Origin of the sequence: Micromonospora humi (assembly GCF_900090105.1) — a bacterium.
GTDB lineage: Bacteria > Actinomycetota > Actinomycetes > Mycobacteriales > Micromonosporaceae > Micromonospora > Micromonospora humi.
Genome location: NZ_FMDM01000002.1, coordinates 87,255 through 110,982, shown reverse-complemented (window position 1 = coordinate 110,982; position 23,728 = coordinate 87,255). Strand labels below are relative to the sequence as shown.

General features: G+C 75.3%; 23 protein-coding genes. 19 read left to right on the top strand and 4 right to left on the bottom strand.

Annotation, left to right across the window (positions count from 1 at the left end; all coding sequences use genetic code 11):
- Positions 1-11 precede the first annotated feature (11 nt).
- The 3 genes from GA0070213_RS03620 to GA0070213_RS03610 are packed head-to-tail and all read left to right on the top strand — an operon-like array spanning position 12 to position 2,283.
- A complete protein-coding gene (locus GA0070213_RS03620; RefSeq protein ID WP_175441185.1) occupies positions 12-1,049 on the top strand; it encodes a methyltransferase in 1,038 nt (345 codons plus the stop codon).
- A gap of 10 nt (positions 1,050-1,059) precedes the next feature.
- Positions 1,060-2,085, top strand: coding sequence for a methyltransferase (locus tag GA0070213_RS03615; protein ID WP_091057129.1), 1,026 nt, complete (start codon positions 1,060-1,062; stop codon positions 2,083-2,085).
- A gap of 3 nt (positions 2,086-2,088) precedes the next feature.
- Complete coding sequence (locus GA0070213_RS03610) at positions 2,089-2,283, top strand: ferredoxin (protein ID WP_091057126.1); 195 nt, start codon at positions 2,089-2,091, stop codon at positions 2,281-2,283.
- A gap of 75 nt (positions 2,284-2,358) precedes the next feature.
- Here the strand turns inward: GA0070213_RS03610 and GA0070213_RS03605 are convergent, their stop codons facing one another.
- The 4 genes from GA0070213_RS03605 to GA0070213_RS03590 are packed head-to-tail and all read right to left on the bottom strand — an operon-like array spanning position 2,359 to position 7,582.
- Entirely contained in the window at positions 2,359-2,862 is a 504-nt protein-coding gene (locus GA0070213_RS03605) for a nucleotidyltransferase domain-containing protein (protein ID WP_217628577.1), read from the bottom strand.
- 35 nt (positions 2,863-2,897) lie between these two features.
- Complete coding sequence (locus GA0070213_RS03600) at positions 2,898-5,141, bottom strand: xanthine dehydrogenase family protein molybdopterin-binding subunit (RefSeq protein WP_091057122.1); 2,244 nt, start codon at positions 5,139-5,141, stop codon at positions 2,898-2,900.
- Positions 5,142-5,165: 24 nt separating this feature from the next.
- Positions 5,166-6,374, bottom strand: a complete 1,209-nt coding sequence (locus tag GA0070213_RS03595) for a cytochrome P450 (protein ID WP_091057118.1) — start codon at positions 6,372-6,374, stop codon at positions 5,166-5,168.
- Positions 6,371-7,582, bottom strand: coding sequence for a cytochrome P450 (locus GA0070213_RS03590; protein WP_091057115.1), 1,212 nt, complete (start codon positions 7,580-7,582; stop codon positions 6,371-6,373). The genes GA0070213_RS03595 and GA0070213_RS03590 overlap by 4 nt, the downstream gene beginning before the upstream one ends.
- Before the next feature lie 78 nt (positions 7,583-7,660).
- Between GA0070213_RS03590 and GA0070213_RS03585 the strand changes: the two genes are divergently transcribed.
- Genes GA0070213_RS03585 through GA0070213_RS03510 form a run of 16 tightly spaced genes read left to right on the top strand, consistent with a single transcriptional unit; the run spans position 7,661 to position 23,725 of the window.
- A complete protein-coding gene (locus tag GA0070213_RS03585; RefSeq protein WP_091057111.1) occupies positions 7,661-8,935 on the top strand; it encodes a cytochrome P450 in 1,275 nt (424 codons plus the stop codon).
- A 42-nt stretch (positions 8,936-8,977) separates the two neighbouring features.
- Positions 8,978-10,117 carry a steroid 3-ketoacyl-CoA thiolase gene (locus GA0070213_RS03580; protein WP_091057107.1) on the top strand — a complete coding sequence of 380 codons (1,140 nt, stop codon included), beginning with the start codon at positions 8,978-8,980 and terminating at the stop codon, positions 10,115-10,117.
- 6 nt (positions 10,118-10,123) lie between these two features.
- Positions 10,124-11,371 carry a CaiB/BaiF CoA transferase family protein gene (locus tag GA0070213_RS03575; protein WP_091057103.1) on the top strand — a complete coding sequence of 416 codons (1,248 nt, stop codon included), beginning with the start codon at positions 10,124-10,126 and terminating at the stop codon, positions 11,369-11,371.
- Positions 11,372-11,382: 11 nt separating this feature from the next.
- Complete coding sequence (gene fabG / locus GA0070213_RS03570) at positions 11,383-12,135, top strand: 3-oxoacyl-[acyl-carrier-protein] reductase (RefSeq protein WP_091057100.1); 753 nt, start codon at positions 11,383-11,385, stop codon at positions 12,133-12,135.
- Positions 12,132-12,608 (top strand): ApeI family dehydratase, encoded by a 477-nt coding sequence (locus tag GA0070213_RS03565; RefSeq protein ID WP_091057097.1) that lies wholly within the window; start codon positions 12,132-12,134, stop codon positions 12,606-12,608. Before fabG ends, GA0070213_RS03565 begins: the two co-directional genes overlap by 4 nt.
- Positions 12,605-13,096: a 3-hydroxyacyl-ACP dehydratase FabZ family protein gene (locus tag GA0070213_RS03560; protein WP_091057092.1), complete on the top strand. Its 492-nt coding sequence runs from the start codon at positions 12,605-12,607 to the stop codon at positions 13,094-13,096. Before GA0070213_RS03565 ends, GA0070213_RS03560 begins: the two co-directional genes overlap by 4 nt.
- Positions 13,093-13,347: an acyl carrier protein gene (locus tag GA0070213_RS03555; protein ID WP_091057089.1), complete on the top strand. Its 255-nt coding sequence runs from the start codon at positions 13,093-13,095 to the stop codon at positions 13,345-13,347. The genes GA0070213_RS03560 and GA0070213_RS03555 overlap by 4 nt, the downstream gene beginning before the upstream one ends.
- Before the next feature lies 1 nt (position 13,348).
- Positions 13,349-14,554, top strand: coding sequence for a beta-ketoacyl-[acyl-carrier-protein] synthase family protein (locus tag GA0070213_RS03550; RefSeq protein WP_091057086.1), 1,206 nt, complete (start codon positions 13,349-13,351; stop codon positions 14,552-14,554).
- Entirely contained in the window at positions 14,551-15,603 is a 1,053-nt protein-coding gene (locus GA0070213_RS03545) for a beta-ketoacyl synthase N-terminal-like domain-containing protein (protein WP_091057082.1), read from the top strand. The genes GA0070213_RS03550 and GA0070213_RS03545 overlap by 4 nt, the downstream gene beginning before the upstream one ends.
- Entirely contained in the window at positions 15,581-16,693 is a 1,113-nt protein-coding gene (locus tag GA0070213_RS03540) for a beta-ketoacyl synthase N-terminal-like domain-containing protein (RefSeq protein WP_091057079.1), read from the top strand. The genes GA0070213_RS03545 and GA0070213_RS03540 overlap by 23 nt, the downstream gene beginning before the upstream one ends.
- Positions 16,690-17,781, top strand: a complete 1,092-nt coding sequence (locus tag GA0070213_RS03535) for a beta-ketoacyl synthase N-terminal-like domain-containing protein (RefSeq protein ID WP_091057075.1) — start codon at positions 16,690-16,692, stop codon at positions 17,779-17,781. The genes GA0070213_RS03540 and GA0070213_RS03535 overlap by 4 nt, the downstream gene beginning before the upstream one ends.
- Positions 17,778-18,587, top strand: coding sequence for an alpha/beta fold hydrolase (locus GA0070213_RS03530; protein WP_091057071.1), 810 nt, complete (start codon positions 17,778-17,780; stop codon positions 18,585-18,587). The genes GA0070213_RS03535 and GA0070213_RS03530 overlap by 4 nt, the downstream gene beginning before the upstream one ends.
- Entirely contained in the window at positions 18,584-19,504 is a 921-nt protein-coding gene (locus tag GA0070213_RS03525; RefSeq protein WP_091057067.1) for an acyl-CoA thioesterase, read from the top strand. The genes GA0070213_RS03530 and GA0070213_RS03525 overlap by 4 nt, the downstream gene beginning before the upstream one ends.
- On the top strand, positions 19,504-20,190 hold the full coding sequence (locus tag GA0070213_RS03520; protein ID WP_091057063.1) for a 2-hydroxychromene-2-carboxylate isomerase: 687 nt from the start codon (positions 19,504-19,506) through the stop codon (positions 20,188-20,190). Before GA0070213_RS03525 ends, GA0070213_RS03520 begins: the two co-directional genes overlap by 1 nt.
- Complete coding sequence (locus tag GA0070213_RS03515) at positions 20,183-20,920, top strand: class II aldolase/adducin family protein (RefSeq protein ID WP_091057059.1); 738 nt, start codon at positions 20,183-20,185, stop codon at positions 20,918-20,920. Before GA0070213_RS03520 ends, GA0070213_RS03515 begins: the two co-directional genes overlap by 8 nt.
- A 24-nt stretch (positions 20,921-20,944) precedes the next feature.
- Complete coding sequence (locus GA0070213_RS03510) at positions 20,945-23,725, top strand: cytochrome P450 (RefSeq protein WP_091057057.1); 2,781 nt, start codon at positions 20,945-20,947, stop codon at positions 23,723-23,725.
- The last annotated feature ends 3 nt before the right edge of the window (positions 23,726-23,728 follow it).

The following is a 23,728-nucleotide window of genomic DNA, read 5'->3' as shown; positions in this document are numbered from 1 at the left end:
GGAGGCGGTTGATGCTGGTGGCCCGGCCCCGCGCCGATCTCGGTGCCCTCACCCGGCTCACCGAACTGGCCGACTACATCGTGCCGTTCACCGTGCGCGCCGTCGCCGACCTCGGCATCGCCGACCAGCTCGCCGACGGCCCCCGCCCGGTGACCGAGCTGGCCGCGGCGACCGGGGCGCACGCGCCGTCCCTGCTGCGGGCGCTGCGCGCCCTGGCCGGGCGGGGCGTCTTCACCGAGGTCGAACCCGAGGTGTTCGGTCTCACCCCGCTCGCCGAACCACTGCGCACCGACCACCCGCTGTCGCTCCGCGACGCCTACCCGCTGCTCGCCGCCGACGTGCGGGCCTGGGCCGGGCTCGGCCGCTGCCTGCGTACCGGCGAGGCCGCCTTCCCGCGCGTGCACGGCACCGACTACTGGTCGCACCTGGCACGGCACCCCGCCGACAGCCTGGCCGTGGACCGGTGGATGTCCAGCCTGACCAAGCTGCACCTGCGCACCGTCCTGCCCGCCTGGCCGTGGGACCGGGCGCGCGAGGTGGTCGACGTCGGCGGCGGCGACGGCGCGTTCCTCGCCGGGCTGCTGACCCGCTACCGGCAGCTGCGCGGCGTCCTGCTCGACCTGCCGCACGTGGTGGCCGCCGCGCCGGCGCTGCTCGACCGTGCGGCGGTGACCGACCGCTGCCGGATCGTGCCCGGCAGCTTCTTCGACCCGGTCCCGGCCGGCGCCGACCTCTACGTGCTCAAGACGATCCTGCCCGGGTTCGACGACGACCGGGCCACCGCGATCCTGCGCCGCGTCGCCGAGGCGATGCGGCCGGAGAGCCGGCTCCTGCTGCTGGAGGCGATCATCCCGGCCGGCGACGCCTTCGACGTGGCGAAGCTCGTCGACGTGCACACCCTGGTCCTCACCGCCGGCCGGCACCGCACCGAGGCGGAACTGGTCGGCCTGCTCTCCGACGCCGGCCTGCGGCTCGACCGCGTCGTCGGCACCCCCACGCTCACCGTGATCGCCGCCGGTCCCGCCGGGGCGCGGCCGACCACCCCCTAGGAGGTAATCGATGGCCCCGAGCCGACCCCGGATCGACATCGAATCGGTGTTCCGACTGACCGAACTGGCCGACTACATCGTGCCGTTCACCGTGCGCGCCGTCGCCGACCTCGGCATCGCCGACCAGCTCGCCGACGGCCCCCGCCCGGTCGACGACCTCGCCGAAGCCACCGGCGCGCACGCGCCCGCACTGCTGCGGGCGCTGCGCGCGCTGGCCGGCAAGGGCATCTTCACCGAGGTCGAACCCGAGGTGTTCGGCCTCACCCCGCTCGCCGAACCACTGCGCACCGACCACCCGCTGTCCCTGCGCGACGCCTACCCGCTGCTGGAACCCGACATCGAAGCGTGGGCGCACTTCGACCACAGCATCCGCACCGGCAGGGCCGCCTTCGACGAGGTGCACCCGGAGGGCTACTGGTCCTACATGGCCGCGCACCCGCGCGACAGCGCCCGCTTCGACGCCTCCCAACAGGCCGCCACCCGGCTGGAGCTGCGCGCCGCGCTGCCCGCGTACCCGTGGGGCGACCTGGCCACCATGGTCGACGTCGGCGGCGGCAACGGCGCGTTCCTCGGCGGCATCATGGCCCGGTTCCCGAACCTGCGCGGCACCCTGTTCGACCTGCCGCACGTGGTCGCCGAGGCCGAGCCGGTGCTGCAGAAGCTCGACGTCGCGCAGCGCTGCACCGTCACCGGCGGCAGCTTCTTCGAGACGGTCCCGGCCGGCGCGGACGCCTACATGCTCAAGCGCATCCTCTACGGCTGGGACGACGACAACGCCGTACGGCTGCTCAGCGCCGTGCGCGCGGCGATGCGGCCGGACAGCCGGCTGCTGGTGCTGGAGCCGGTGGTCGAGCCCGGCGACCGGTTCGACGTCGGTCGCCTCTACGACCTGCTGCTGCTGGCCATGGTCGGCGGCGGCGCCCGCTCCCGCGAGCACATCGAACGGCTGCTGGACGTCGCCGGCCTGCGGCTGGCCCGCAGCCTGCCGACCATGATGTTCCCCATCCTCGAGATCGTGCCGAAGACGGAGGCGTGAGCGATGCGACTGGTCGTGGACTACTCCCGCTGTGAGAGCAACGCCGTGTGCGTGGGGCAGGCGCCCGAGGTGTTCGACGTCGGTGAGGACGACCTGCTGCACGTCACCGAACAGCCGCTGGAGGGCGCCCTGGGCAAGCGGGTCCGCGAGGCCGCCCGCCGCTGCCCGAAGCAGGCACTCTCCGTCGTCGACGACTGAGCCGACAGTGTGCGGTCGCCGCCCGTCGGGCCCGGTCGGGCATCTTCCGGCCGGGCCCGGGTCCTGCTCGCTCGCCTAGATGGCGCTGTGGGTCGGGGGCAGCGCGTAGCCGAACCTGCCCGCCAGGGCGCGCACGTCGACAAGATCCTTCGGGGCCGGGTCGTAGGCGGTCTTGAATCGGAACATCCACTCCGGTGCGACGCAGTGCACATCGAGTCCGCCGAGAGTGGCGCGCCCGGTCAGCGACTCCGCCGGGTACGCGATGCCGTAGACGTTCTTCCCCTGCCCGTCGAACTCGAACACGTGCACGTCGACCTCCCGCCCCCGGGCGTCACCGAGCACGAAGTTCCACGCCGACTCGCCGGCCCTCGGCCGGTGCTCGTAACCCCGCCCGCCGAACCAGCCGCGCAGAGCCTCCTCGTCCGCGCGACTCACGGCGACGTCGAGGTCGGCGTGCTCGCGCAGCTCGCGCCCGACAAGGGCGTCCACGCACCAGCCGCCGTCGACCCACACGGTGATCCCGTCGGCGGCGAGGCCACCGACGATCTCGGTCACGTCCCGCACGGTCATCTTCGGCATGGCGCCACGGTATCGGCACCCTCGCCGCCGGCGGATCAGGCGGTCGCGGCCCGGATCGCCGACCAGACCCGCTCCGCGGTCAGCGGCATGTCGACGTGCCGCACGCCCAGGTGGCGTACGGCGTCGACCACCGCGTTCTGCACCGCCGGCGGCAGCCCCACCGCGCCCGACTCGCCCAGGCCCTTGGCGCCCAGCGGGTTCACCGGCGTCGGCGTCTGCATCGCCACCGTGTCGAACGAGGGCAGCTCCGCCGCACCGACCATCGCGTAGCGGTGCAGGTCGCCGTGCAGCGGCGTGCCGTCGGGGGCGAAGCGGACCTCCTCCACCAGCGCCTGCCCGGCGCCCTGCGCCAGCCCGCCGTGCACCTGCCCCTCGGCCAGCAGCGGGTTGAGCAGCACCCCCGCGTCGTCCACGGCCACCACCCGCAACAGCGTCACCCGGCCGGTCTCCACGTCCACCTCGACCACCGCCAGGTGCGCCCCGTACGGGCAGGTGGCGGCCGACGGCTGGAACGTCGCCTCGGCGGACAGGCCGTCGCCGCCGGCCAGGTCGGCCCAGCCGACGTCGACCCCGGAGGCGGCCCGGAACCGCCCGCCGGTGAACTCGACCGTCCCGGCCGGCACGCCCAGCCGGGCGGCGGCCGCGTCCCGGCCCCGCTCGACGAGCGCGAGTGCCGCCTCGCGGACCGCCATCCCCCCGGTCTGCAACGAGCGGGACCCGCCGGTGCCGCCGCCGGCCGGGACCGCGCCGGTGTCGGAGAACACCACGTCGACGCGCTCCACCGGCACGCCCAGCACGTCGGCGGCGAGCATCGCCCAGGCGGTGCCGTGCCCCTGACCGTGCGGGCAGGTGCCGGAGTGGACCGTCACCCGACCGTCCGGCTGGATCCGCGCCGAGGCGTACTCGCTGCGGGTGTCCGCGCCGGTCAGCTCGACGAAGGTGGACAGTCCGACGCCGAGCTGGCACACGTCGCCGCGAGCCCGGCGGGCCGACTGCTCGGCGCGCAGCGCCGGATAGTCGGCCTCGGCGAGCACCCGCTCCAGGGCGGCCGGGTAGTCGCCGTTGTCGTAGCGCGCGCGGGTGAGGGTGGTGACCGGGAAGCTCTCCGGCGGCAGCAGGTTGCGCCGGCGCACCTCGGCCGGGTCCAGGCCGATCTCGGCGGCGTACCGGTCGATCATGCGTTCCAGCGCGGCCACCGCCTCGGGCTGCCCGGCGCCCCGGTAGGAGACCACCGGGGTGGTGGTCGTGGTGACGCTGGCCGAGGAGAACCGGGCCCGGTCGATCCGGTACGGGCCGGTCAGCATGGTCCGGGTCCAGAACGGCAGGATCGACCCGATGCGCGGATAGGCGCCGGCGTCCTGCACCACGTCCAGCGCGTACGACACGATCCGCCCGTCGCGGGTGCCGCCCAGCTCGGCGCTCTGCTGCTGCGCCCGCCCGTGCCCGGCGGCGACCATGCTCTCGCTGCGGGTCTCCGCCCAGCGCACCGGCCGGTCCAGCCGCCGGGCCGCCCAGGCGAGCAGCACGTCCTCGCGGCTGGCGAACGCCTTGGAGCCGAACGCGCCGCCGACGTCGCCGTTGACCACCCGGACCCGGTCCTCCGGCTCGCCCAGCGCCGCCGCCAGCTGCGCCCGCCACAGGTGCACCGCCTGGCTGCCGGCCCGGTAGCGCAGCCCGTCCGGCCCCCACTCGGCAAGCCCGGCGCGCGCCTCCAGCGGACCGGGCGCGACCCGCTGGTTGGTCATCCGTTGCCGGATCACCACCTCGGCCCCCTCGTGCAGCTCGGCCCGGCCGGCCGGACGGCGGAAGCCGAGCTTGAGCACCATGTTGGTGCCGGCGTCGGGGTGCAGCACCAGCGCGTCGGTGAGCGCCTCGTGCGGGTCGACCAGCGGCGGCAGCGGGTCCACGTCGACGGTGACGAGCGCGGCGGCGTCGACCGCCTCGGCCCGGCCGGTCGCCACCACCGCGGCGACCGGTTCACCGACGAACCGGACCACGTCGTCGGCCAGCAGCGGCGTGGTCATCTTCTGGTTGAGCACCCCGGCCTCGGGGGGCAGCGGCGGCAGGTCGACGTCGGCGGCGGTGAACACGGCGACCACGCCGGGCGCCCGGCGGGCGGCCGCGGTGTCGACGCCGCGCAGCCGGCCGTGCGCCACCGTGGACCGGACGAAGACCAGTTCCAGGGCGCCGGGCACGACGACGTCGTCGACGTACGTGCCGCCGGTGGTGAGCAGGACACGGTCCTCGGTACGCCGGACCGGGCGGCCGATCAGGGACATCTGGTGACTCCTCGCGCTGCCGGCTCAGGCCGGGGTGACGGCGAGCGGGATCGACGCGTAGGACCGGAACAGGGCGCTGGGCTCCCGCTCCGGCGGCGCGGCCAGCTCCAGGCCGGCGAGCCGCCGGGCGAGCCGGTCGAAGATCACCGCTCCTTCGATGCGGGCCAGCGCCGCGCCGAGGCAGCCCCGGACGCCGCCGCCGAACCCGACGTGCGGATTGGGCCGGCGTCCGATGTCCACCCGGCCGGGGTCGGCGAACACCTCCTCGTCGTGGTTGGCGCAGCCGAGCAGCAGGAACACCGAGCGGCCGGGGCGGATCACCCGCTCGCCGACGGTGATCGGCTCCAGCGCCAGCCGGGCGGTGTACTGGATCGGCGCGTCGAACCGGACGAACTCCTCGGCGGCGGTGCCGGCCAGCGACGGGTCGGCGCGCAGCCGCCGCCACTCGTCCGGCTGTCGCGCCAGCGCCACGGTGCCGGTGCAGACCATGTTCATGGTGGTCTCGTAGCCGGTGAAGCAGAGGAAGACGACGTTGTCGACGACCTCCTCGACGCCCTCGGCCGGGTCGGCCACGGCGAGCATCCGGTCGAGCAGGTCGCCGTCGGGGTCCGCGCGCCGCTCGGCGAGCACCTCGCGCACGTAGCCGCGCAGCCAGCTCAGCGCGGCGTCGGCGGCCGGCCGGTCGGCCGCCGGCAGGAACGGGGTGAACGCCCGGCCGAGCGCCGCGGCGCGCGGCCACACCTCCGCCCGGGTACGCGCCACGGGCAGCCCGATCAGCTCGCAGACCACGCTCGCGGCGACCGGGAACGCCAGGTCGGCCACCGCGTCCAGGCGGCCGGTGTCGCACCCGGGCGTGAGCAGTTCGTCCACCAGCGCGCCGATGCGCTGGGCGCTGCGCCGGGCCACACCGGGGCTGAAGGCGCGCACCATCTGCTGGTGCAGCCGGCTGTGGTCGTCCGGGTCACGGGTCGGGATGATCCGCCGGAACACGTCGCGGGACAGGTCCGGCGCCATCCGGAACTGCGGGTCCTCCTCGGGGAAGGTGTTGCTCAGCCGGCGGTCGCGCAGCAGGGCGGCCACGTCGCGGTGGCGGGTGACGCCCCAGCTCGCCGGGCCGAAGCGGCACAGCGGGCCGGCGGCGCGCACCCGCGCGTACGTGGGGTAGGGGTCGGCGACGACCTCGGGGGAGAGCGGGTCCATCCGCGCCGGCAGGACCCGGCCGGCGGGCGTCACGGTCCGACCGCCACTGGCACGCTCGCGTACGAGCGCAGCGTCCCGTCGGTCTGCCGGCGCGCCGGGCCGGCGGCGGTGAGCGTGGGGAAGCGGCGCAGCAGCGTCTCGAACGTCACCTGTGCCTCGACGCGGGCCAGGTAGCCGCCGAGGCAGTGGTGGATGCCGCCGCCGAAGGACAGGTGCGGGTTGTCCTCGCGGGTGACGTCCAGCCGGTCCGGGTCGGGGAACTGCTCCGGGTCGCGGTTGGCGCTGCCCAGCAGCAGGATCAGCACCCGTCCCGCCCGGATGGTCCGGTCACCGACCACGACGTCCTCGCGGGCCAGCCGGGCCACACCCTGGATCGGCCCGTCGTAGCGGAGGAACTCCTCGACCGCCCGGGGTGCCAGCGCCGGGTCGGTCCGCAGCAGGGCCTGCTGGTCGGGGTGCTCCAGCAGCGCGGCGACGCCGGTGGCGATGAGGTTGGTGGTGGTCTCGAAGCCGGCGAAGAACGCGAACACCGCGTTGTCCACGATCTCGTCGGCGGCGAGCACCGCGCCGTCGTCGTCGGTGGCCGCGAGCATCCGGGACAGCAGGTCGTCGCCGGGTTCGGCGCGGCGCCGGTCGAGGATCTCGCCGAGGTAGCCGCGCAGCCACTCCACCGCCCGGTCGGCGGCCGGCCGGTCGGACTCGGGCACGATCGCGGCGAACGCCTTGCTGAGGTCCAGGGCGTAGGGCCGGATCTTCTCGTGGTCGGCCGGCGGGATGCCCATCAGCGCGCAGACCACCATCACCGGCAGCGGAAAGGCGAGATCCGAGACCGCGTCGAACCGGCCGGTGCGCGCCGCCGGGTCGAGCAGCTCGGTGACCATGGCCTCGATGGTGGGGCGCAGTCGGCGGACCAGGGCGGGGTTGAACGCCCGGGCCATCAGCCGGCGCAGCCGGCCGTGCTCGGGCGGGTCGCGGTAGAGGATGATGCTGCCGAAGAACGACCCGGCGGGGCCGTCGCCGGCCGACATCCGGTGGTAGTCGGGTGGGAACTCGCTGCCCAGGCGGGGGTCTCGGACCAGCCGGGCGACGTCGGCGTAGCGGGTGACGCCCCAGCTTCCGGGTCCCATCCGGCACAGCGGCCCGGCCGCGCGCAGCGCGGCGTAGGTGGGGTAGGGGTCGGCGACCACGGCCGGGTCGCGCGCGTCGAATCTCGGCGGCATGCGGGTACGGGCCGTCGTCATGCCCGCCAGTATGCGGAACCAAAGATACGAGAAACAAGTGCTTCCGAGATACGGGAAACGCGATTAGGCTCCGGTGTCATGACCGAGACCGTGGCGAGCGCTGATCCGTCGATCATCGCGATGGAGTTGCTGATGAAGGCCCCGGCCACCGTCAGCAGCCCCTACCCGCACTACCACGCGCTGCGTACCGCGGCGTCGAAGTACCGGATGGAACAGCCCGGCCAGGGAGTCGGCTGGGTGCTCACCGGCTACGACGAGTGCCGCGCCCAACTGCGCAACCCGGCGCTGGACAAGTCGGCGCAACGCCCCCGCATGGGCGACTCCCGTGGCCGCCAGGGCGCCCGTACGCTGCTCTTCCTCGACGGGCCGGAGCACACCCGGCTGCGCGGGCTGGTCAGCCGGGTGTTCACCCCCCGCCGGGTGGAGACGCTGCGTCCCCGGCTCGCCGGCTTCGTCGACGGGTTGCTCGACGACGTCGCCCGCCAGGTCGGCCCGGGCGGCGGCGAGGTCGACATCGTCGGCTCGTTCGGCTTCCCGCTGCCGGTGATGGTGATCGGTGAGCTGGTCGGCGTGCCGCCGGAGGACTGGCCGCTGCTGCGCCGGCTCACCCGCGCCGCCTCCGCCGGGCTGGAGATCTTCGCCCCGGAAGAGGTGCTCAAGGCCTCCGACCAGGCGCTCGGTGAGATGGAGGAATACTTCACCGACCTGGTCCGCAAGCGCCGCGAGAACCCCCGCGACGACCTCGCCTCCGCACTGGGGCAGGTCGAGATCGACGGCGACCGGCTCGGGCTCGACGAACTGATCCAGGTCATCGTGCTGCTCTTCGGCGCCGGTTTCCAGACCATGACCGACCTGATCGGCCTCGGCACCCACGCCCTGTGCCGCAACCCCGACCAGCTCGACCGGCTGCGCGCCGAGCCGGACCTGACCCGCTCGGCGATCGAGGAGCTGCTGCGCTACGACTCCCCGGTGCACGTGCTGGGCCGGGCCGCGGTCGAGGACACCACGTTCCTCGACGGCACCCCGCTGCACGCCGGCGAACACGTCATCACGCTGATCGGCGCGGCCAACCGGGACCCGGCCCGCTACGCCGACCCGGACACCCTCGACATCGCCCGCTTCGCCGGCGCCGAACCGCCGGAGACGCCACTGTCGTTCGCCTGGGGCCCGCACCACTGCCTCGGCGCCCAGCTCGCCCGCGCCGAGGGCCAGATCGCGTTCCGCCGCCTGGTCGACCGGTTCGCCGTGGTCGAACTGGCCGACCCGGACATCGACGAGATCGACCTGGAGTGGCGGCACAGCAGCACCTTCCGCGGGCTGGAGGAGCTGCGGGTGCGGCTCGTGCCCGCCTGAGCAGCCACACCACCACACGCCGACAGCCGAGAAGGGGGACCGATGCCGGACGCGGTGATCGTCGAGGCGGTCCGCACCCCGATCGGCAGACGCGACGGGGCGCTGTCCGGCCTGAAGGCCGTGGAGCTGCTGCGGCACGTCCAGGTCGAGGTGCTGCGCCGCGCCGCTGTGCAACCCGGCGACGTCGACCAGATCATCGGCGGCTGCGTCACCCAGGTCGGCGAGCAGAGCCTCAACGTCACCCGCAACGCGTGGCTCAACAGCGGCCTCGACTTCGAGGTCGCGGCGAGCACGGTGGACGCCTCGTGCGGCTCGGCGCAGCAGGCCAACCACCTGATCGCCGCGCTGGTCACCGCCGGCGCGATCGACGTCGGCATCGCCTGCGGCGTGGAGTCGATGAGCCGGGTCCCGGTCGGCACCAACCTCTACCAGGGGCCTGGCCACTACAAGACGCCCGACTACCCGTACGACGATCCGCCGCGGGCGCAGTTCGGCGGCGCCGAACGCATCGCCGCCCGCCAGGGGCTGACCCGCGCGGACCTGGACGCCTACGGCCTGCGCTCGCAGCGCCTCGCCGCCCGGGCCCGCGACGAGGGCCGCTTCGACCGGGAGACCAGCGCGGTGCCGCTGCCCGACGGCACACTCGTCACCACCGACGAGGGCATCCGCGACAGCACCGCCGAGGGCCTGGCCGCGCTGCGCCCGGTGGTCCCCGACGGCCGGCACACCGCCGCCACCATCTCCCAGATCTCCGACGGCGCGGCGGCGATCCTGTGGATGTCGCGGGAGCGCGCCACCGCCCTCGGGCTGCGGCCCCGCGCCCGGCTCGCCCACCAGGTGGTCACCGGCGCCGACCCCTACTACCTGCTCGACGGACCCGTCGTCGCCACCCGCAAGCTGCTCAAACGCGCCGGGATGAGCCTGTCCGACATCGATCTGGTCGAGGTCAACGAGGCGTTCGCGTCGGTCGTGCTGTCGTGGGCCGCGCACCACGACGCCGACCTGGACCGGGTCAACGTCAACGGCGGCGCGATCTCGCTCGGGCACCCGCTCGGCAGCAGCGGCACCCGGCTGCTGGTCACCGCGCTGCACGAGCTGGAACGCCGCGACCGGCACAGCGCCCTGGTCACCATGTGCTGCGGCGGCTCGCTGGGCACCGCCTCGCTGCTGGTGCGGGAGTAGGCGGGCATGGACACCGACACGAGCGCCACCACCGACGCCGCCGCGTTCTACGCCGACGCGCGCGCCGACCTGCCCGGACCGCTGCACGGCGTACGGGTGCTCGACGTGACGAAGGTCTGGTCCGGCCCGGTCGCCAGTTGCGTGCTCGCCGACCTCGGCGCCGACGTGCTGCGGGTGGAGATGCCCGGCAACCGGGAAGGGCTGATGCCGCCGCACATCCCCGGCACCGGGCTGTCCTGGTTCCGGCAGAGCGTGCACCGCAACAAGCGCAGCATCGGGCTGGACCTGCGGCGCCCCGGCGCCGCCGAGGTGTTCCTGCGGCTCGTCGCCACCGCCGACGTCGTGGTGGAGAACTACAAGCCCGGCACCCTGGACGCCTGGGGCGTCGGCTACCGGGCCTGCCGCGAGGTGCGCCCCGACGTCGTGCTGGTCTCCATCTCCGGCTACGGGCAGTACGGCCCGGACGCCGGGCGCCCCGGCTACGACCCGACCACCCAGGCCGCCGCCGGCTGGATGTCGCTCAACGGCGAACCCGACGGCGCCCCGCTCAAGGCGCCCACGTTCCTCGCCGACGACATCGCCGGCCTGCACGCGGTGATCGGCGCGCTCGCCGCCCTGCGCCACCGCGACCGCACCGGCGAGGGCCAGCACGTCGACGTGAGCATGCTGGACGCGCTGCTCTTCTCCAGCAACGGCTACCTGACCCTCGGCGCGACCGGCGTGCCGCTGCGCCGCTGGGGCGACCAGGCCGACTTCGTGGTGCCGGCCGGCTGCTTCCGCTGCGCCGACGGGCACGTCTACGTCGCCGTCGCGCTGGACCGCTCCTGGCGCGGCCTCGCCGAGGTGATCGGCCGGCCCGAGCTGGCCCGGGCGCCCGGCTACGCCACGAACGAGGAACGCCGGGACAACCGCGCCGAGGTCAACGCCGTGCTCGCCGGCTGGTGCGCGCAGCGCACCTGCGCCGAGGTGGTCGCCGCGCTCGACGGCGCGGGGATCACCGCCGAGCGGGTCCGCACCTTCGCCGACGCGGCCGCCGACCCGCAGGTGCGGGCCCGGGCCATGGTGCAGCAGACCGTGCTGGCCAACGGCAGCACCGCGCCGCTGACCGGGCCCGCGGTCAAGTTCTCCCGCACGCCGACGGCGGTGCGCGCCGGCGCCCCCGAACCGGGCGCCGACACCGAGCGGATCCTCGACGAACTGAAGGTGGACCCGGCCACCCGGGCGCGGCTGCGGGCGGAACGGGCGATCGGATGACCGGAGGTGGCATGGACACGGCGGGTGACACGGCGCGCTGCGCGCTGGTGACCGGCGCGTCGCGCGGCATCGGGCGGGCGGTCGCGCTGCGGCTGGCGGCCGAGGGCTACGCGGTCGCCGGATGCTTCAACACCGCCGGCGAGGCGGCCGAGAAGACCCGGGCGGAGGTCGAGGCGTACGGGGTGCCGAGCTGGTTCGCCCCGTGCGACGTCACCGACCGCGCGGCCGTCGACGAGTTCGTTGCCGCCGCCGAGAAGCGCCTCGGCCCGCTCACCGCGCTGGTCAACAACGCCGGCATCACCCGGGACCGGCCGCTGGTGCTGATGGGCCCGGACGACTGGCACGACGTCATCGACATCAACCTGACCGGCACCTGGAACGTCTGCCGCACTGTCGCGTTCCGCTTCCTCAAGCGCCGACGCGGCGCCGTGGTCAACCTCTCCTCGGTCGCCGGCGTCACCGGCAACACCGGGCAGAGCAACTACGCCGCCAGCAAGGCCGGCATCATCGGGCTCAGCCGCTCGCTGGCCAAGGAGGTCGCCGGGCACGGCGTCCGGGTCAACGTCGTGGCGCCCGGCTTCATCGAGACCGACATGACCGCGGCGCTGGCCGGCAAGCTGCGCGAGCAGGCGCTCAAGCAGATCCCGATGGGCCGCTTCGGCACCCCGGAGGACGTCGCCGAGCTGGTCGAGTTCCTGCTGTCCGACCGGGCCGCGTACCTCACCGGCCAGGTCGTGCGGGTCGACGGGGGGATCGTGCTGTGACCGTCGCCGCGCCCGCGTTCGCCCCGGACCGCACCCCCGCCCAGACGTACGCCGAGGCGGCCGCGCCGCTGCCGGCCGTCGCGTGGGTCGAGGTCGCCGCCGGCCCGCGCGGCGGGATCACCCTGCGCGCCGGCACCACCGTCGACCCGGACGACGTCTACCTGACCGGGCACTTCCCCGAGCTGACCGTCTACCCGGGGGTGTTCACCCTGGAGACGCTGCGGCAGGCGGTCACCGCGGCGGTCGGCCACTGCGCCGGCCGGCCGCCGGAGCTGCACCGGCTGCGCTCGGCCCGGTTCCTCGCCCCGCTGCTGGCCGGCGACACGCTGACCGTCGAGGCGTCCGTCGGCCCGGTCGCCCAGGACCAGTCCTTCGAGGTCACCGCCCGCTGCGTACGCGGGGACGGGGTGCGGACCGCGACCGTGCGGGCGGTGTTCCGCTGGCCGGTCGAGGACGGGGACGACGGCCGATGAGACTGGAGCACGCCGCGCTGCGCGCGCTGCTGCCGCACCGGTACCCGATGCTGCTGCTCGACCGGGTCGAGGACGTGACGCCGGGGGAGAGCCTGACCGGCGTCAAGGCGGTGAGCGGCTGCGAGCCCTGCTACCGGGGCATCGCCGAGGGACAGCCCGCCGACCGGTACGCCTACCCGGCGTCGCTGCTGATCGAGTCGTTCGGTCAGGGCGCGGCGGTGCTCTGGCTGCTGTCGCGGCGGGCCGGCACGGCGGGCCTGCCGATGTTCACCGCGGCCCGCGACGTCGCCCTGCTGCGCCCGGTGCACCCGGGCGACGTGATCCGCCACCGGGTCCGGCTGGAGCAGGTCGTCGACGGCGCCGCGTTCGCCTCCGGATCCAGCTGGGTCGGGGAGCGACGGGTGGCCGAGTTCGACTCGATGATGGCCGTCGTCCGGGCGGTCGACGCCATCGTCGAGCCGCGAGATGAGAGGGAGGAACCGCGATGAGTGAACGCGACAAGCACCTGGAGCAGCTGCGGGAGATCGTCGCCGAGGTGCTCGAGATGGAGCCGGAGGAGGTCGCCGACACGGCCGACTTCGTCGAGGAGTACGAGGCGGACTCGCTGCGGGCGATCGAGATCCTGGCCCGGATCGAGAAGACCTACAAGGTGGAGATCCCGCAGGCCGAGCTGAACGAGATGCGCAGCCTGAAGGCCGTGCACGAGGTGGTGGCGCGGTACGCCGGCTGGCAGGACTGAGGTGCACCGGGTCGTCGTCACCGGGCTCGGCCCGGTGTCGGGCATCGGCATCGGCGTCGACGAGTTCACCGACGGGCTGCGCCGGGGCCGCTCCGCCGCCGCGCCGATCACCAGCTTCGACGCGTCCGGCTTCCCGCACCGGTACGCCGGCGAGGTGCCCGCGTTCCGGCCGGCGGAGCTGCTGCGGCGGGTGCGGGTCGCGGAGTGGGGCCGCTCGGCGCTGCTGGCCGCGGCCGCCGCCCGGCTGGCCGCGACCGACGCGGACCTGCCGCTGCCGCTGGCCGACCCGGGGCGCGCGGGCGCGGTGATCGGCACCACCAGCGGCGAGTCGACGGTGGTGGAGCAACTCGTCGCGGACCTCGTCGCCGGCGGCTACCCGAGCATGTCGGCGCGCTCGCTGCGCCAGGCGCCCGCCGAGCGGCTGGCCTACGCGGTCAGCGCCGAGCTGGGCCTGGCCGGTGAGTCGGTCACGCTCACCACCGCGTGTTCGGCCAGCAACTACGCCATCGGCTACGCCTACGACCTGCTGCACACCGGCGAGGCGGACGTGATGGTGGCCGGCGGGGCGGACTCGGTGTGCCGGTGGGCGCACGCCGGCTTCTACCGGCTGGGCGCGCTGACCGAGCGGCAGTGCCGCCCGTTCGACCGGGACCGCTCCGGGATCCTCACCGGTGAGGGCGGCGCGGCGCTGGTGCTGGAGACGCTGGAGCACGCCCGGGCCCGGGGCGCCCGGATCTACGCCGAGGTGCTCGGCCACGGCCTGAACTGCGACGCCCACCACATGGTGGCGCCGAACGAGGACAGCGTCGCCGCCTGCATGCGGCTGGCCCTGGACAACGCCGGGATCAAGCCGGTGGACGTCGACTACGTGAGCACCCACGGCACCGGGACGCCGGCGAACGACCTGTGCGAGGCGCGGGCGATCCGGGCGGTCTTCGGCGACCGGGTGCCGCCGGTCAGCTCGATCAAGTCGATGCTCGGGCACACCATGGGGGCGGCCAGCGGCTTCGGCGCGATCGCCACCACCCTCGCCATCCGGCACGGGTTCCTGCCCCCGACCATCAACTGGGCGAATCCGGACCCCGAGCTGCCGTGGATCGACCCGGTGCCGAACGTCGCCCGGCCGGCGACGGTCCGGGTGGCGCAGAACAACGGGTTCGCCTTCGGCGGCAACAACGCCATCACGATCTTCGGGGCGATCCGGTGAGCGGCGTGGTGACCGGCTGCGGGGTGGTGTCCGCCGCCGGGGACTCCGTCGCCGAGGTGCTCGCCGCGATCCGCGCCGGCACGGCCGTCCGCACCGACGTGCACGACCGGTTCGCCGAGCCGCTGCCGGAGGCCGAGGCACCGGCGATCGCCGGCTTCGACGTACGCGGCCTGCTCGGCCGCAAGGGCACCAGCTTCCTGGACCGGGCCACCGCGCTGGCGATGGTGGCCTGCGGACGCGCGCTCACCGACGGGGAGTTGACGCCCGACGACGACAACCGGCACCGCATCGGGGTGGTGCTGGGCACCACCACCGGCAGCCTCAGGTCGACCATGGACTTCTCCCGCGAGACGCTCGTGCAGGACAAGCCCTACCTGGTCAACCCGGTGCTGTTCCCCAACACGGTGATGAACTGCGCCGCCGGCCAGGCGGCCATCCGCTACGGCCTGCGCGGCGTCAACGCCACCGTCGCCGGTGGACCGCTGGCCTTCCTCTACGCGCTGCGCTACGCGCTCAACGCCATCCGTCGCGGCTACGCCGACGCGCTGCTGGTCGGTGGCGTGGAGGAGTACACCCCGAACACGGCCTGGGCGGCGCGGCTGACCGACGCCGGACCGGCCGGCGAGGCGTCGGCGGTCTACCTGCTGCGCCGTCGCGGCGCCGAGGCGGGCGGCGCCCGCGCCGAGGTGCTCTCGGTGGCCACCGGTTTCGCGCCCGACGACGCCGACGCCGGGCTCGCCGGCTGCGCCGGCCGGGCGCTGGCGGCGGCCGACGTCCGGACGGCCGACGTCTGGGCGCTCGCCGGCGACGACGCCGACGGCCTGCGGAATGTGGTGCCCACCACCGTGGAACGGCTGCCGGTGCGTCCGGCGCTCGGCGACTGCCAGGCCGCAGCCGGTGCCCTGGCCTTCGGCGCGCTGCTCGCCCGGTGCGCCGAAGAGCCCGAACAGGCCGGACGCCCGGCGCTGCTCACCGCGCGTTCGCGCGACGGCGGGGTAGCGGCGGCCGTGGTGAGGGGGTGGGCCGGTGGCGGCGACGATCACCGCTAGCGCGGTGCGCACCTGCTTCGGCGACGGGCCGGCCACCTGGGACGCGCTGCGGCGCGGCGAGTGCGGCGTCGCGCTGCTGCGGCGGGTGGACCCGCGACGCGTCGGGGTGGCGCACGGCTACCCGATCGCCGACGACAGGCCGTTCGGGCCCGGTCGCTGGCTCGCCGACTGCGTCACCGAGGCGCTCGCCGCGGCCGGCGTGGATCCGCGGCGTCGCCGGGTGGTCAGCCTGGTCGGCACCGGGCTGCGCGAGTCGGCGGAGGTGGAACGCGCGGCGCTGGCCGGCGCGGTCGACTTTCCCGCCGAGCGGCTGCACTTCGGCCCGGCCGTCGCCGGCGCGGCGCCCGGCGTGGGTCCGGTGGTCACGCTCGCCAACGCGTGCAGCGCCGGCGGGCACGCCCTCGCGCTGGCCCAGGACCTGGTGGAGACCGGCGAGGCGGACGCGGTGCTGGTCGGCGGCGCCGACGGCAGCAGCGCGTCGATGCTGGCCATGATCGGTCGGGTGGCCGCCCGGCCGACCGGGCGGGTGCGGCCGTTCGACACCGACCGCACCGGGGTGCTGCTCGGCGACGGCGCGGTCGTGCTGGTCGTCGAGGCGGACCGGCCGGGCGCGGGGCTGGCCCGCCTGCTGGGCACCGGGCTGTCCTGCGACGCCGGGCACGAAACGGCCCCCGACCGGCACGGCATCCTGCGGGCCGTGCACGACGCGTACCGCCGGGCCGACCGCCGACCCGAGCAGGTCGACCTGGTGCTGGCGCACGGCACCGGCACCGCGCTCAACGACGAGACCGAGGCCGGAGTGCTCGCCGAGGTCTTCGCCGGCTGCGAGCCCGGACCGCTGGTGACCGCGCTCAAGGGCGCGGTGGGGCACACCTCGGGCGGGTCGGCGCTGCTCAGCGTCGCCGTCGCGATCGAGGCGCTGCGCACCGGGCTGGTCCCGCCGGTGGTCGGGCTGAGCCGGCCCACGCCCGAGGCGGCCGGGCTGCGCCTGGTGCGCGACCGGGCGGTGGCGGCGGCCCCGCGGGTCGCCCAGGTCGACGCGTTCGGCTTCGGCGGCCTCAACGCGGTCACCCTCCTGGAGACGACATGACCACCGTCCACGCCGTGCCGTCCCCGGCGACGGCCGGCTTCCGGCCGGTGGCCGCGGTGCTGAGCGTCGCGCTGAACGTGCCCGGGCTCGACCTGCCGACCCTGCTCGCGGGCGCCGGCCGGCTCGCACCGGACGCGGCTCTCGGCACACGTGGCGCGGATCCCGACCCGGCCGGCGGGCCCACGGTCCCCACCGACCCCGGCGCGGGACCCGGCGGAGCCGGTGCACCGGGCGACGCCGCCGACGGGCCGGGCTGGCCGGCGGAGCGGGCCGCCGAACTGCTCGGCCGCAAGGGCCTGCTGGCCAAGGAGCCGGCCACCCGGTTCGCGCTGTGCGCCGTGCACCGGGCGTTGGGCCTGCCGCCGAAGGCACCACGGCGCACCGGGCCGGCCGACCCGCGTACCGCCGTGGTGGTCAGCTCCAACCTGGGCAACGTCGCCACGGTGGGCGACCTCGCCGGACGACTGCGCGACGGCGGACCGCGGGAGGTCGGACCACTGGAGGCCCCGAACGCCTCCAGCAACGTCATCGCCGGGGCGATCGCGATCTGGTTCCGCTTCGGCGGCCCCAACCTCACCGTCTGCTCCGGCGCCACCGCGGGCCTCGACGCGATCTGGCTCGCCGGCCTGCTGCTGCGCGTCGGCCGCGCCGACCGGGTGGTGGTGGTCGGCGTCGAACCGGACGACCCGCAGGCCCGGGCCCTGCACGCCGCACGGCGCGGCGCCACGCCCGGTCGGCCGCTGCGCGCCGGCGCCGCCTGCCTGCTGCTCGGCCCGCCCGACCCGTCGGAGCGGCCGCTGCCGCCGCGCGACCCGGCCGACGTGGCGGGGCGAGAGCCGGCGTTACCCGACCCCACCGAGACGCCGGAGCGTCCACTGGCGCTGCTCGGGCCGGTGCGCGACGGCACGTCCTTCGGCGGTGCGCCGGTCGACGAGGCCCGGCTGGGCGCCGACCACTACGGCGCCGCCGGGGTCGTGCACACCGCGCTCGCCGTGCGGCTGACCGCCGGCACGCCGGCCGTCGCCGTGCGCTGCGGCGACCCGGTCGACGGCGTACGCGAGACGACCGTGCGGGCGGTGCCGCGATGACCCGGACCGCACCCGCCGCACCCGTGCACCCGGTAGCGGGCCCGGACTCCGGCGCGCCGACCGTGCTGCTGGTGCACGGCATGTCCGACACCTGGCAGAGCTGGCGGCACCTGGCGGCACGGCTGCCGGGCACCTGGCGGCTGCTCGCGGCCGAGCTGCCGTGGAAGGCCGGCACCGACCACCACTGGCGGCGGCGGGGCACCCCGGGCGCCTGGCTCGCCGGGACCGTCGAGGCCATGCCCGCGCCGCCCGACATCGTGGTCGGCCACTCGCTCGGCGCCAACGCGGTGCTGGAGATGCTGGCCACCGAGACGGCGGTGCGGCCGCGCGGCGCGATGCTCATCGCGCCCTTCTACTGCCCGCCGGACCTGCCGATCACCTGGGCGGTGCACGAACGGGCCCAGGCCAACTTCGTCCGGATCATCGACGAGGGACTGCGCAACCGGCTCGGCGCGCGTCTGGCCACGCTGGACGCCGCCACGCTGGCGTCGATGCGCGACATCATGGTGGACCGGATCGGCCCGGTCGGGTTCACCGCGCTGTTCGACCACTTCACCGCCACCGCCGGCCTGCCGCTGCATGCGGTGACGGTGCCGACCAAGGTGCTCACCGGCGGCCGGGACCCCAGTCTGGACGGCCCCCGCGCGAGCGCCCTGCGCGCCCGGCTGCCCGGCGCCGAGGTCATCGTCGAGCCGGAGTTCCACCACTTCTGCCACCTCGACCGCGCCGCCGAGGTGGCCCGGCACATCGCGGTCTTCGTCGCGCAGGTGTGCCCCGATCCCGCGATCCGAGGAGGTACGCCGTGACCACGGCGGTCCAGCACGAGCCCGTGACCCTGTCCGCCCGGCCCGGGTTCGAGGGCGCCAACATCCGCACCTGGATCGGGTTCAAGCACTTCGCGTACCTGGTGGAGCAGGGTGTCCTGCAGTGGTTCCGGGAGCGTGGCCACGGCCCGGGCCGGCTCTACCTGGAGCACGGCGTGGGGCTGTCGGTGCGGGAGTGCTCGCTGCTGCTCCCGGCCGTGCTGGAGGTCGACGACGAGGTCGACGTGACGGCCACCCCCGGTGCGGGCGGCCGGTTCGCGGTGCGGATCGCGCGCGCGGGCGGCACGGCCGGGGCCGAGACGGTCACCGCCTGCCGGGCCCGGGTCCGGGTCGCGCTGGTCCGCGAGCCGGACGCGCCGGCCTCGGCGCCGCTGCCGGCGGACCTGGCCGGCCTGCTGGAGGAGCCGGGCGCCGGGGAGCCCGGCCCGGCCGCCGGTGCCGACCCGGCCGCCACCCTGCGCGCCGCCGGCGCCGGCTTCGTCTGGGCCTGGCGGGTGCCCTACTTCTACTGCCAGTACTCGCAGCGCATGCAGCACGCCGGCTACGTCCGGCTGCTGGAGGAGGTGGTGGACCGCTACCTCGCCGACCGGGGCGTCTCGGTCGGGCGGATGCTGCGCGAGCGGGGCTGGATCCCGGTGGTGTCCCGGGCCCGGGTGGAGGTGCGCGGCGACGCGCGCGTCGAGGAACCGATGTGGATCACCTTCACGGTGACCGACGTGCTCAAGGACGTCACCTACGACGCCCGGATGACCTGCCACGTGGTGCGCGACGGCCGGTTGGTGCAGGTGGCGACCGCCACCATCCTGCACGGCTACGCGGCCAGCCGCGGGCCGGACGCGGGCAGCCTGGCCACCCTCGACCCGGAGACCGTGGCCGCGCTGACCGCGGGGAGCCGGTGATGGCGCCCCGGCCGCCCCGGTTGTACTTCTCCTTCCGCAGCCCGTACAGCTGGCTGGCGGTGGAGCGGCTGACCCGGGCGCTGCACCGCCCGCAGGAGGTGCTGGAGTTCATCCCCTACTGGGACCCGGACCCGCGTACCGAGGCGGCGCTGACCGCGGCCGGCGGCACGTTCCACTACGTGCAGATGAGCAAGCCGAAGCACCTCTACCTGTTGCAGGACGCCAAGCGCCAGGCCCGACGACTGGACCTGCCGATGCGCTGGCCGATCGACGTCGACCCGTGGTGGGAGCGGCCGCACCTGGGCTTCCTCGCGGCCCGGGAGCGGGGCGCGGGGGAGGCGTTCTACCGGGAGGTGATCGCGGCGCGCTGGCAGCGCGGCGAGGACGTCTGCACGCCGGAGGTCCTCGCCGGGGTCGCCGAGCGGGCCGGCGTCGACCCGCAGGTGGTGCTCGGCGCCGTCGACGACGACGCGGTCCGGGCCGCCGGGGTGGACTGCCTGATGCGCGCCTACGACGACGACATCTTCGGCATCCCCTACCTGCGGCTCGGCCCGCACCGGTTCTGGGGCGTGGACCGGGTCGACGACTTCCTCGCCGCCTACGCCGACCGGCCGGGCGCCCCGGCGGAGCCCGTGCCGGCCGGCGCCGGCGGGTACGACACCGACACCGGAGGCGGCTGTGGCTGAGCGACGCACCCCCGAGCAGGAGCGGGCGTACCGGCGTCGGCAACTGGTGCTGACCGTGCGCGCCTTCGCGCTGGCCGGCTTCGACGAGGGTGCCGGCGGGCACGTGACCGCCCGGGACCCGATCGAGCCGGACACGTTCTGGATCAACCCGTTCGGCCGGCACTTCGGCCACGTCCGCGACGACGACCTGCTGCGGGTCGACCACGCCGGCGAGGTGGTCGACGGCACGGGTCGGGTCAACCCCGCCGGGTACGCCATCCACTCCGCGATCCACAAGGCGCGGCCGGACGTGGTGGCCGCCGCGCACACCCATTCGATCCACGGCCGGGCGTTCGCCGCGCTGGGCCGGCCGCTCGCGCCGATCACCCAGGACGCCTGCGCGTTCTTCGAGGACCACGAGGTCCACGACGAGTACGGCGGGGTGGTGCTCGACGGCGCGGAGGGCGACCGGATCGCCGCGACGCTGGGCGCCGGCAAGGCGGTCGTGTTGCGCAACCACGGCCTGCTCACGGTCGGCGGCTCGGTCGCCGAGGCGGCCTGGTGGTTCCTCGCCATGGACCGCTGCTGCCAGGTGCAGCTGCTCGCCCAGGCCGCGGGCGAGCTGGTCCTGATCCCCGACGAGGCGGCCCGGGCGGCGCGCGCGGACATCGGCGCCCCCGGGATCGCCCGGCTCAACTTCCGGCCGGTGGCCGAGCACGTCCTGGCGGTCAGCCCGGACCTGACGGCCTGAACCACGCACAGACAGGAGGTTCGGATGGCCGAGCTGCTGGAGAACATGGTGCGCGACGCCGGCGCCGACACCGCGCTGGTCGACGAGGACGGCACCCGGACGTGGGCGGAGCTGGACCGGGCGGTCGACAGGTGGATCGGGGTGCTGCGCGGCGCCGGCCTGACCGGCGGCGACCGGGTGGCGTTCGTGCTCGGCAACCGGCACGAGACCTTCGAGGCGCTGCTCGCCTGCGTGCACGCCGGCCTGGTGGCGGTGCCGGTCAACTGGCACCTGACCGCGCCGGAGATCGCGCACATCCTGGCCGACTCCGGCGCCCGCGCGGTGCTCACCGAGGCCGCCTACGCCCCGACCGTACGCGCCGCCGTGGACCGGGTGCCGGACACGCCGGCCGTGCTGGTCACCGTGGACGGCGGGGACGGCTTCACCCCGCTCGCCGAGCTGCCCGTCGCGGACGCCGCCCCGGCGGTCTCCGGCGGCGTGCTGCTGTACACCTCGGGCACCAGCGGCCGCCCCAAGGGCGTGGTCAACCCGTTGCTCACCGTCGGCGCGCCGATCGAGCGGGTGGCCGCCACCACGGCCGCGCTCGGTGGCGGGCTGGGCATCCCGACCAGCGGGCGGGCCCTGCTGGTGGGCCCCTGGTACCACTCGGCGCAGCTGTTCTTCGCCCAGTTCCCGCTGCTGCGCGGCTGCGCCCTGGTGATGCGCCGACGGTTCGACCCGGTCGAGGTGCTGCGCGTGATCGACGACGAGAAGATCACCATCAGTCATCTGGTGCCGACGCAGTTCATCCGCCTGCTGCGCGTCGACGACGCCACCCGCGCCGCGTTCTCCGGCGCCGGCCTCACCCGCATCTGGCACGGCGGCGGTCCGTGCCCGCCGGAGACCAAGCGCGCGATGATCGACTGGTGGGGTCCGGTGTTCGTCGAGTACTACGCCGCGACCGAGGCCGGCATCGTCACCCTCGCCGACTCGCACACCTGGCTGGCCCGGCCCGGCACGGTGGGCCGGCCGGCGCCGCCGACCGAGGTCCTGGTGGTCGACGACGCGGGCCAAACGGTCCCGAGCGGGCAGGAGGGTCGGGTCGCGGTCCGGCGTCCCCCGGGCCGCGGTTTCCACTACCACAACGCCCCGGAGCAGACCGAGAGGGCGCACGTCGCCCCGCACACCTTCACCCTCGGCGACCTCGGCCGCCTCGACGACGACGGCTATCTCTACCTGACCGGCCGCTCGGCGGAACTGATCGTCTCCGGCGGGGTCAACGTGTACCCGGCCGAGGTGGAGGCGGTGCTGCTGACCCACCCGGCGGTGGCCGACGGGGTGGTCGTCGGGGTGCCGGACGCCGAGTTCGGCGAGCAGGTCAAGGCGCTGGTGCAGCTCGACCCGGCGTGGCCGGCCGAGGGCGTCGAGGCGGTCCTGGACGCGCACTGCCGGGCCGGCCTGGCCGGCTTCAAGGTGCCGCGCTCCTACGAGCTGGTCGACCGGATCCCCCGGGAGCCCACCGGCAAGGTGCCGCGCGCCGCGCTGCGCGAGCGCCACCGGCACGCGCCGGCCCCGCCGGGCCTGCTCGCCGACCCGGGTACGTATCTGACCGGCGTGCCGCACGCCGAGTTCGCCCGACGACGCCGGGAGGCACCCGTCGCCCGGGTCGACGAGGTCGCGCTGACCCGCACCGACCGGGACGGCGAGAGCACGACGCGCGGGCGGGGCTTCTGGGCGGTCACCCGCTACGCCGCCGTGTCGGCGGTCTCTCGGGACCCGGCGCTGTTCTCCTCGGCCGCCTGCGGCGCGTTCCTCGCCGACCCGCGTACCCCGGCGGACCTGGACCGCAACCGGCAACTTCTGATCAACATGGACGCGCCGGAGCACACCTGGGTACGCCGGCTGGTGGCCGGCGCGTTCACCCCGCGCGCCGTCGGGCGCCTGCGTGAGCTGGTCACCCGGCACGCCGAGGAGGTGGTGTCCCGGGCGGTGGCCGCCGGGGACGTCGACGTGGTGGCGGACCTGGCGGCCGAGCTGCCGCTGCTGGTCCTCACCGACCTGCTGGGCATGCCGGCCACCGACCGCAAGCTGCTGTTCGAGTGGAGCAACAACCTGGTCGGCTTCGACGACCCGGAGCACGGCGGCGGCAGCGTGGCGCGCTACCGGGACACCTTCGCCGCCGCCTTCGCCTACGTCCGGCAGCTCGCCGAGCAGCGGCGGGCCCGACCGGGCGACGACCTGATGAGCCTGCTGGTGCACGCCGAGTCCGACGGCCGGGGGCTGACCGACGCGCAGTTGTGCCAGCTGTGGCTGCTGCTGGTCATCGCCGGTAACGAGACCACCCGACACCTGATCTCCGGGGGCGTGCAGGCCCTGGTGGAGCACCCGGAGCAGCGCGACCGCCTGATCGCCGAGCCGGACCTGACCGGGGCGGCGGTGGAGGAGCTGCTGCGCTGGGTCACCCCGATCATGCAGTTCCGGCGGACCGCCACCCGCGACACCGTGCTCGACGGCGCCCGGATCGCCGCCGGCGACAAGGTCGTCGTCTACTACAGCTCGGCCAACCGGGACCCGGAGGCGTTCACCGACCCGGACCGGCTGGACCTGGGCCGCGACCCGAACCCGCACCTGGCGTTCGGCATCGGACCGCACTTCTGCCTCGGCGCGCACCTGGCCCGGCTGGAGATGGCGGCCTTCCTCACCGCGGTCCGACCGCACCTGGCCGGCCTGCGGCTGACCGGACCGGTCCGCCGGATGCGGACCAACTTCATGAACGCGATCACCGCGATGCCCGCGCGCTTCGACACCGCGCCGAGGGGGGAGTGACCC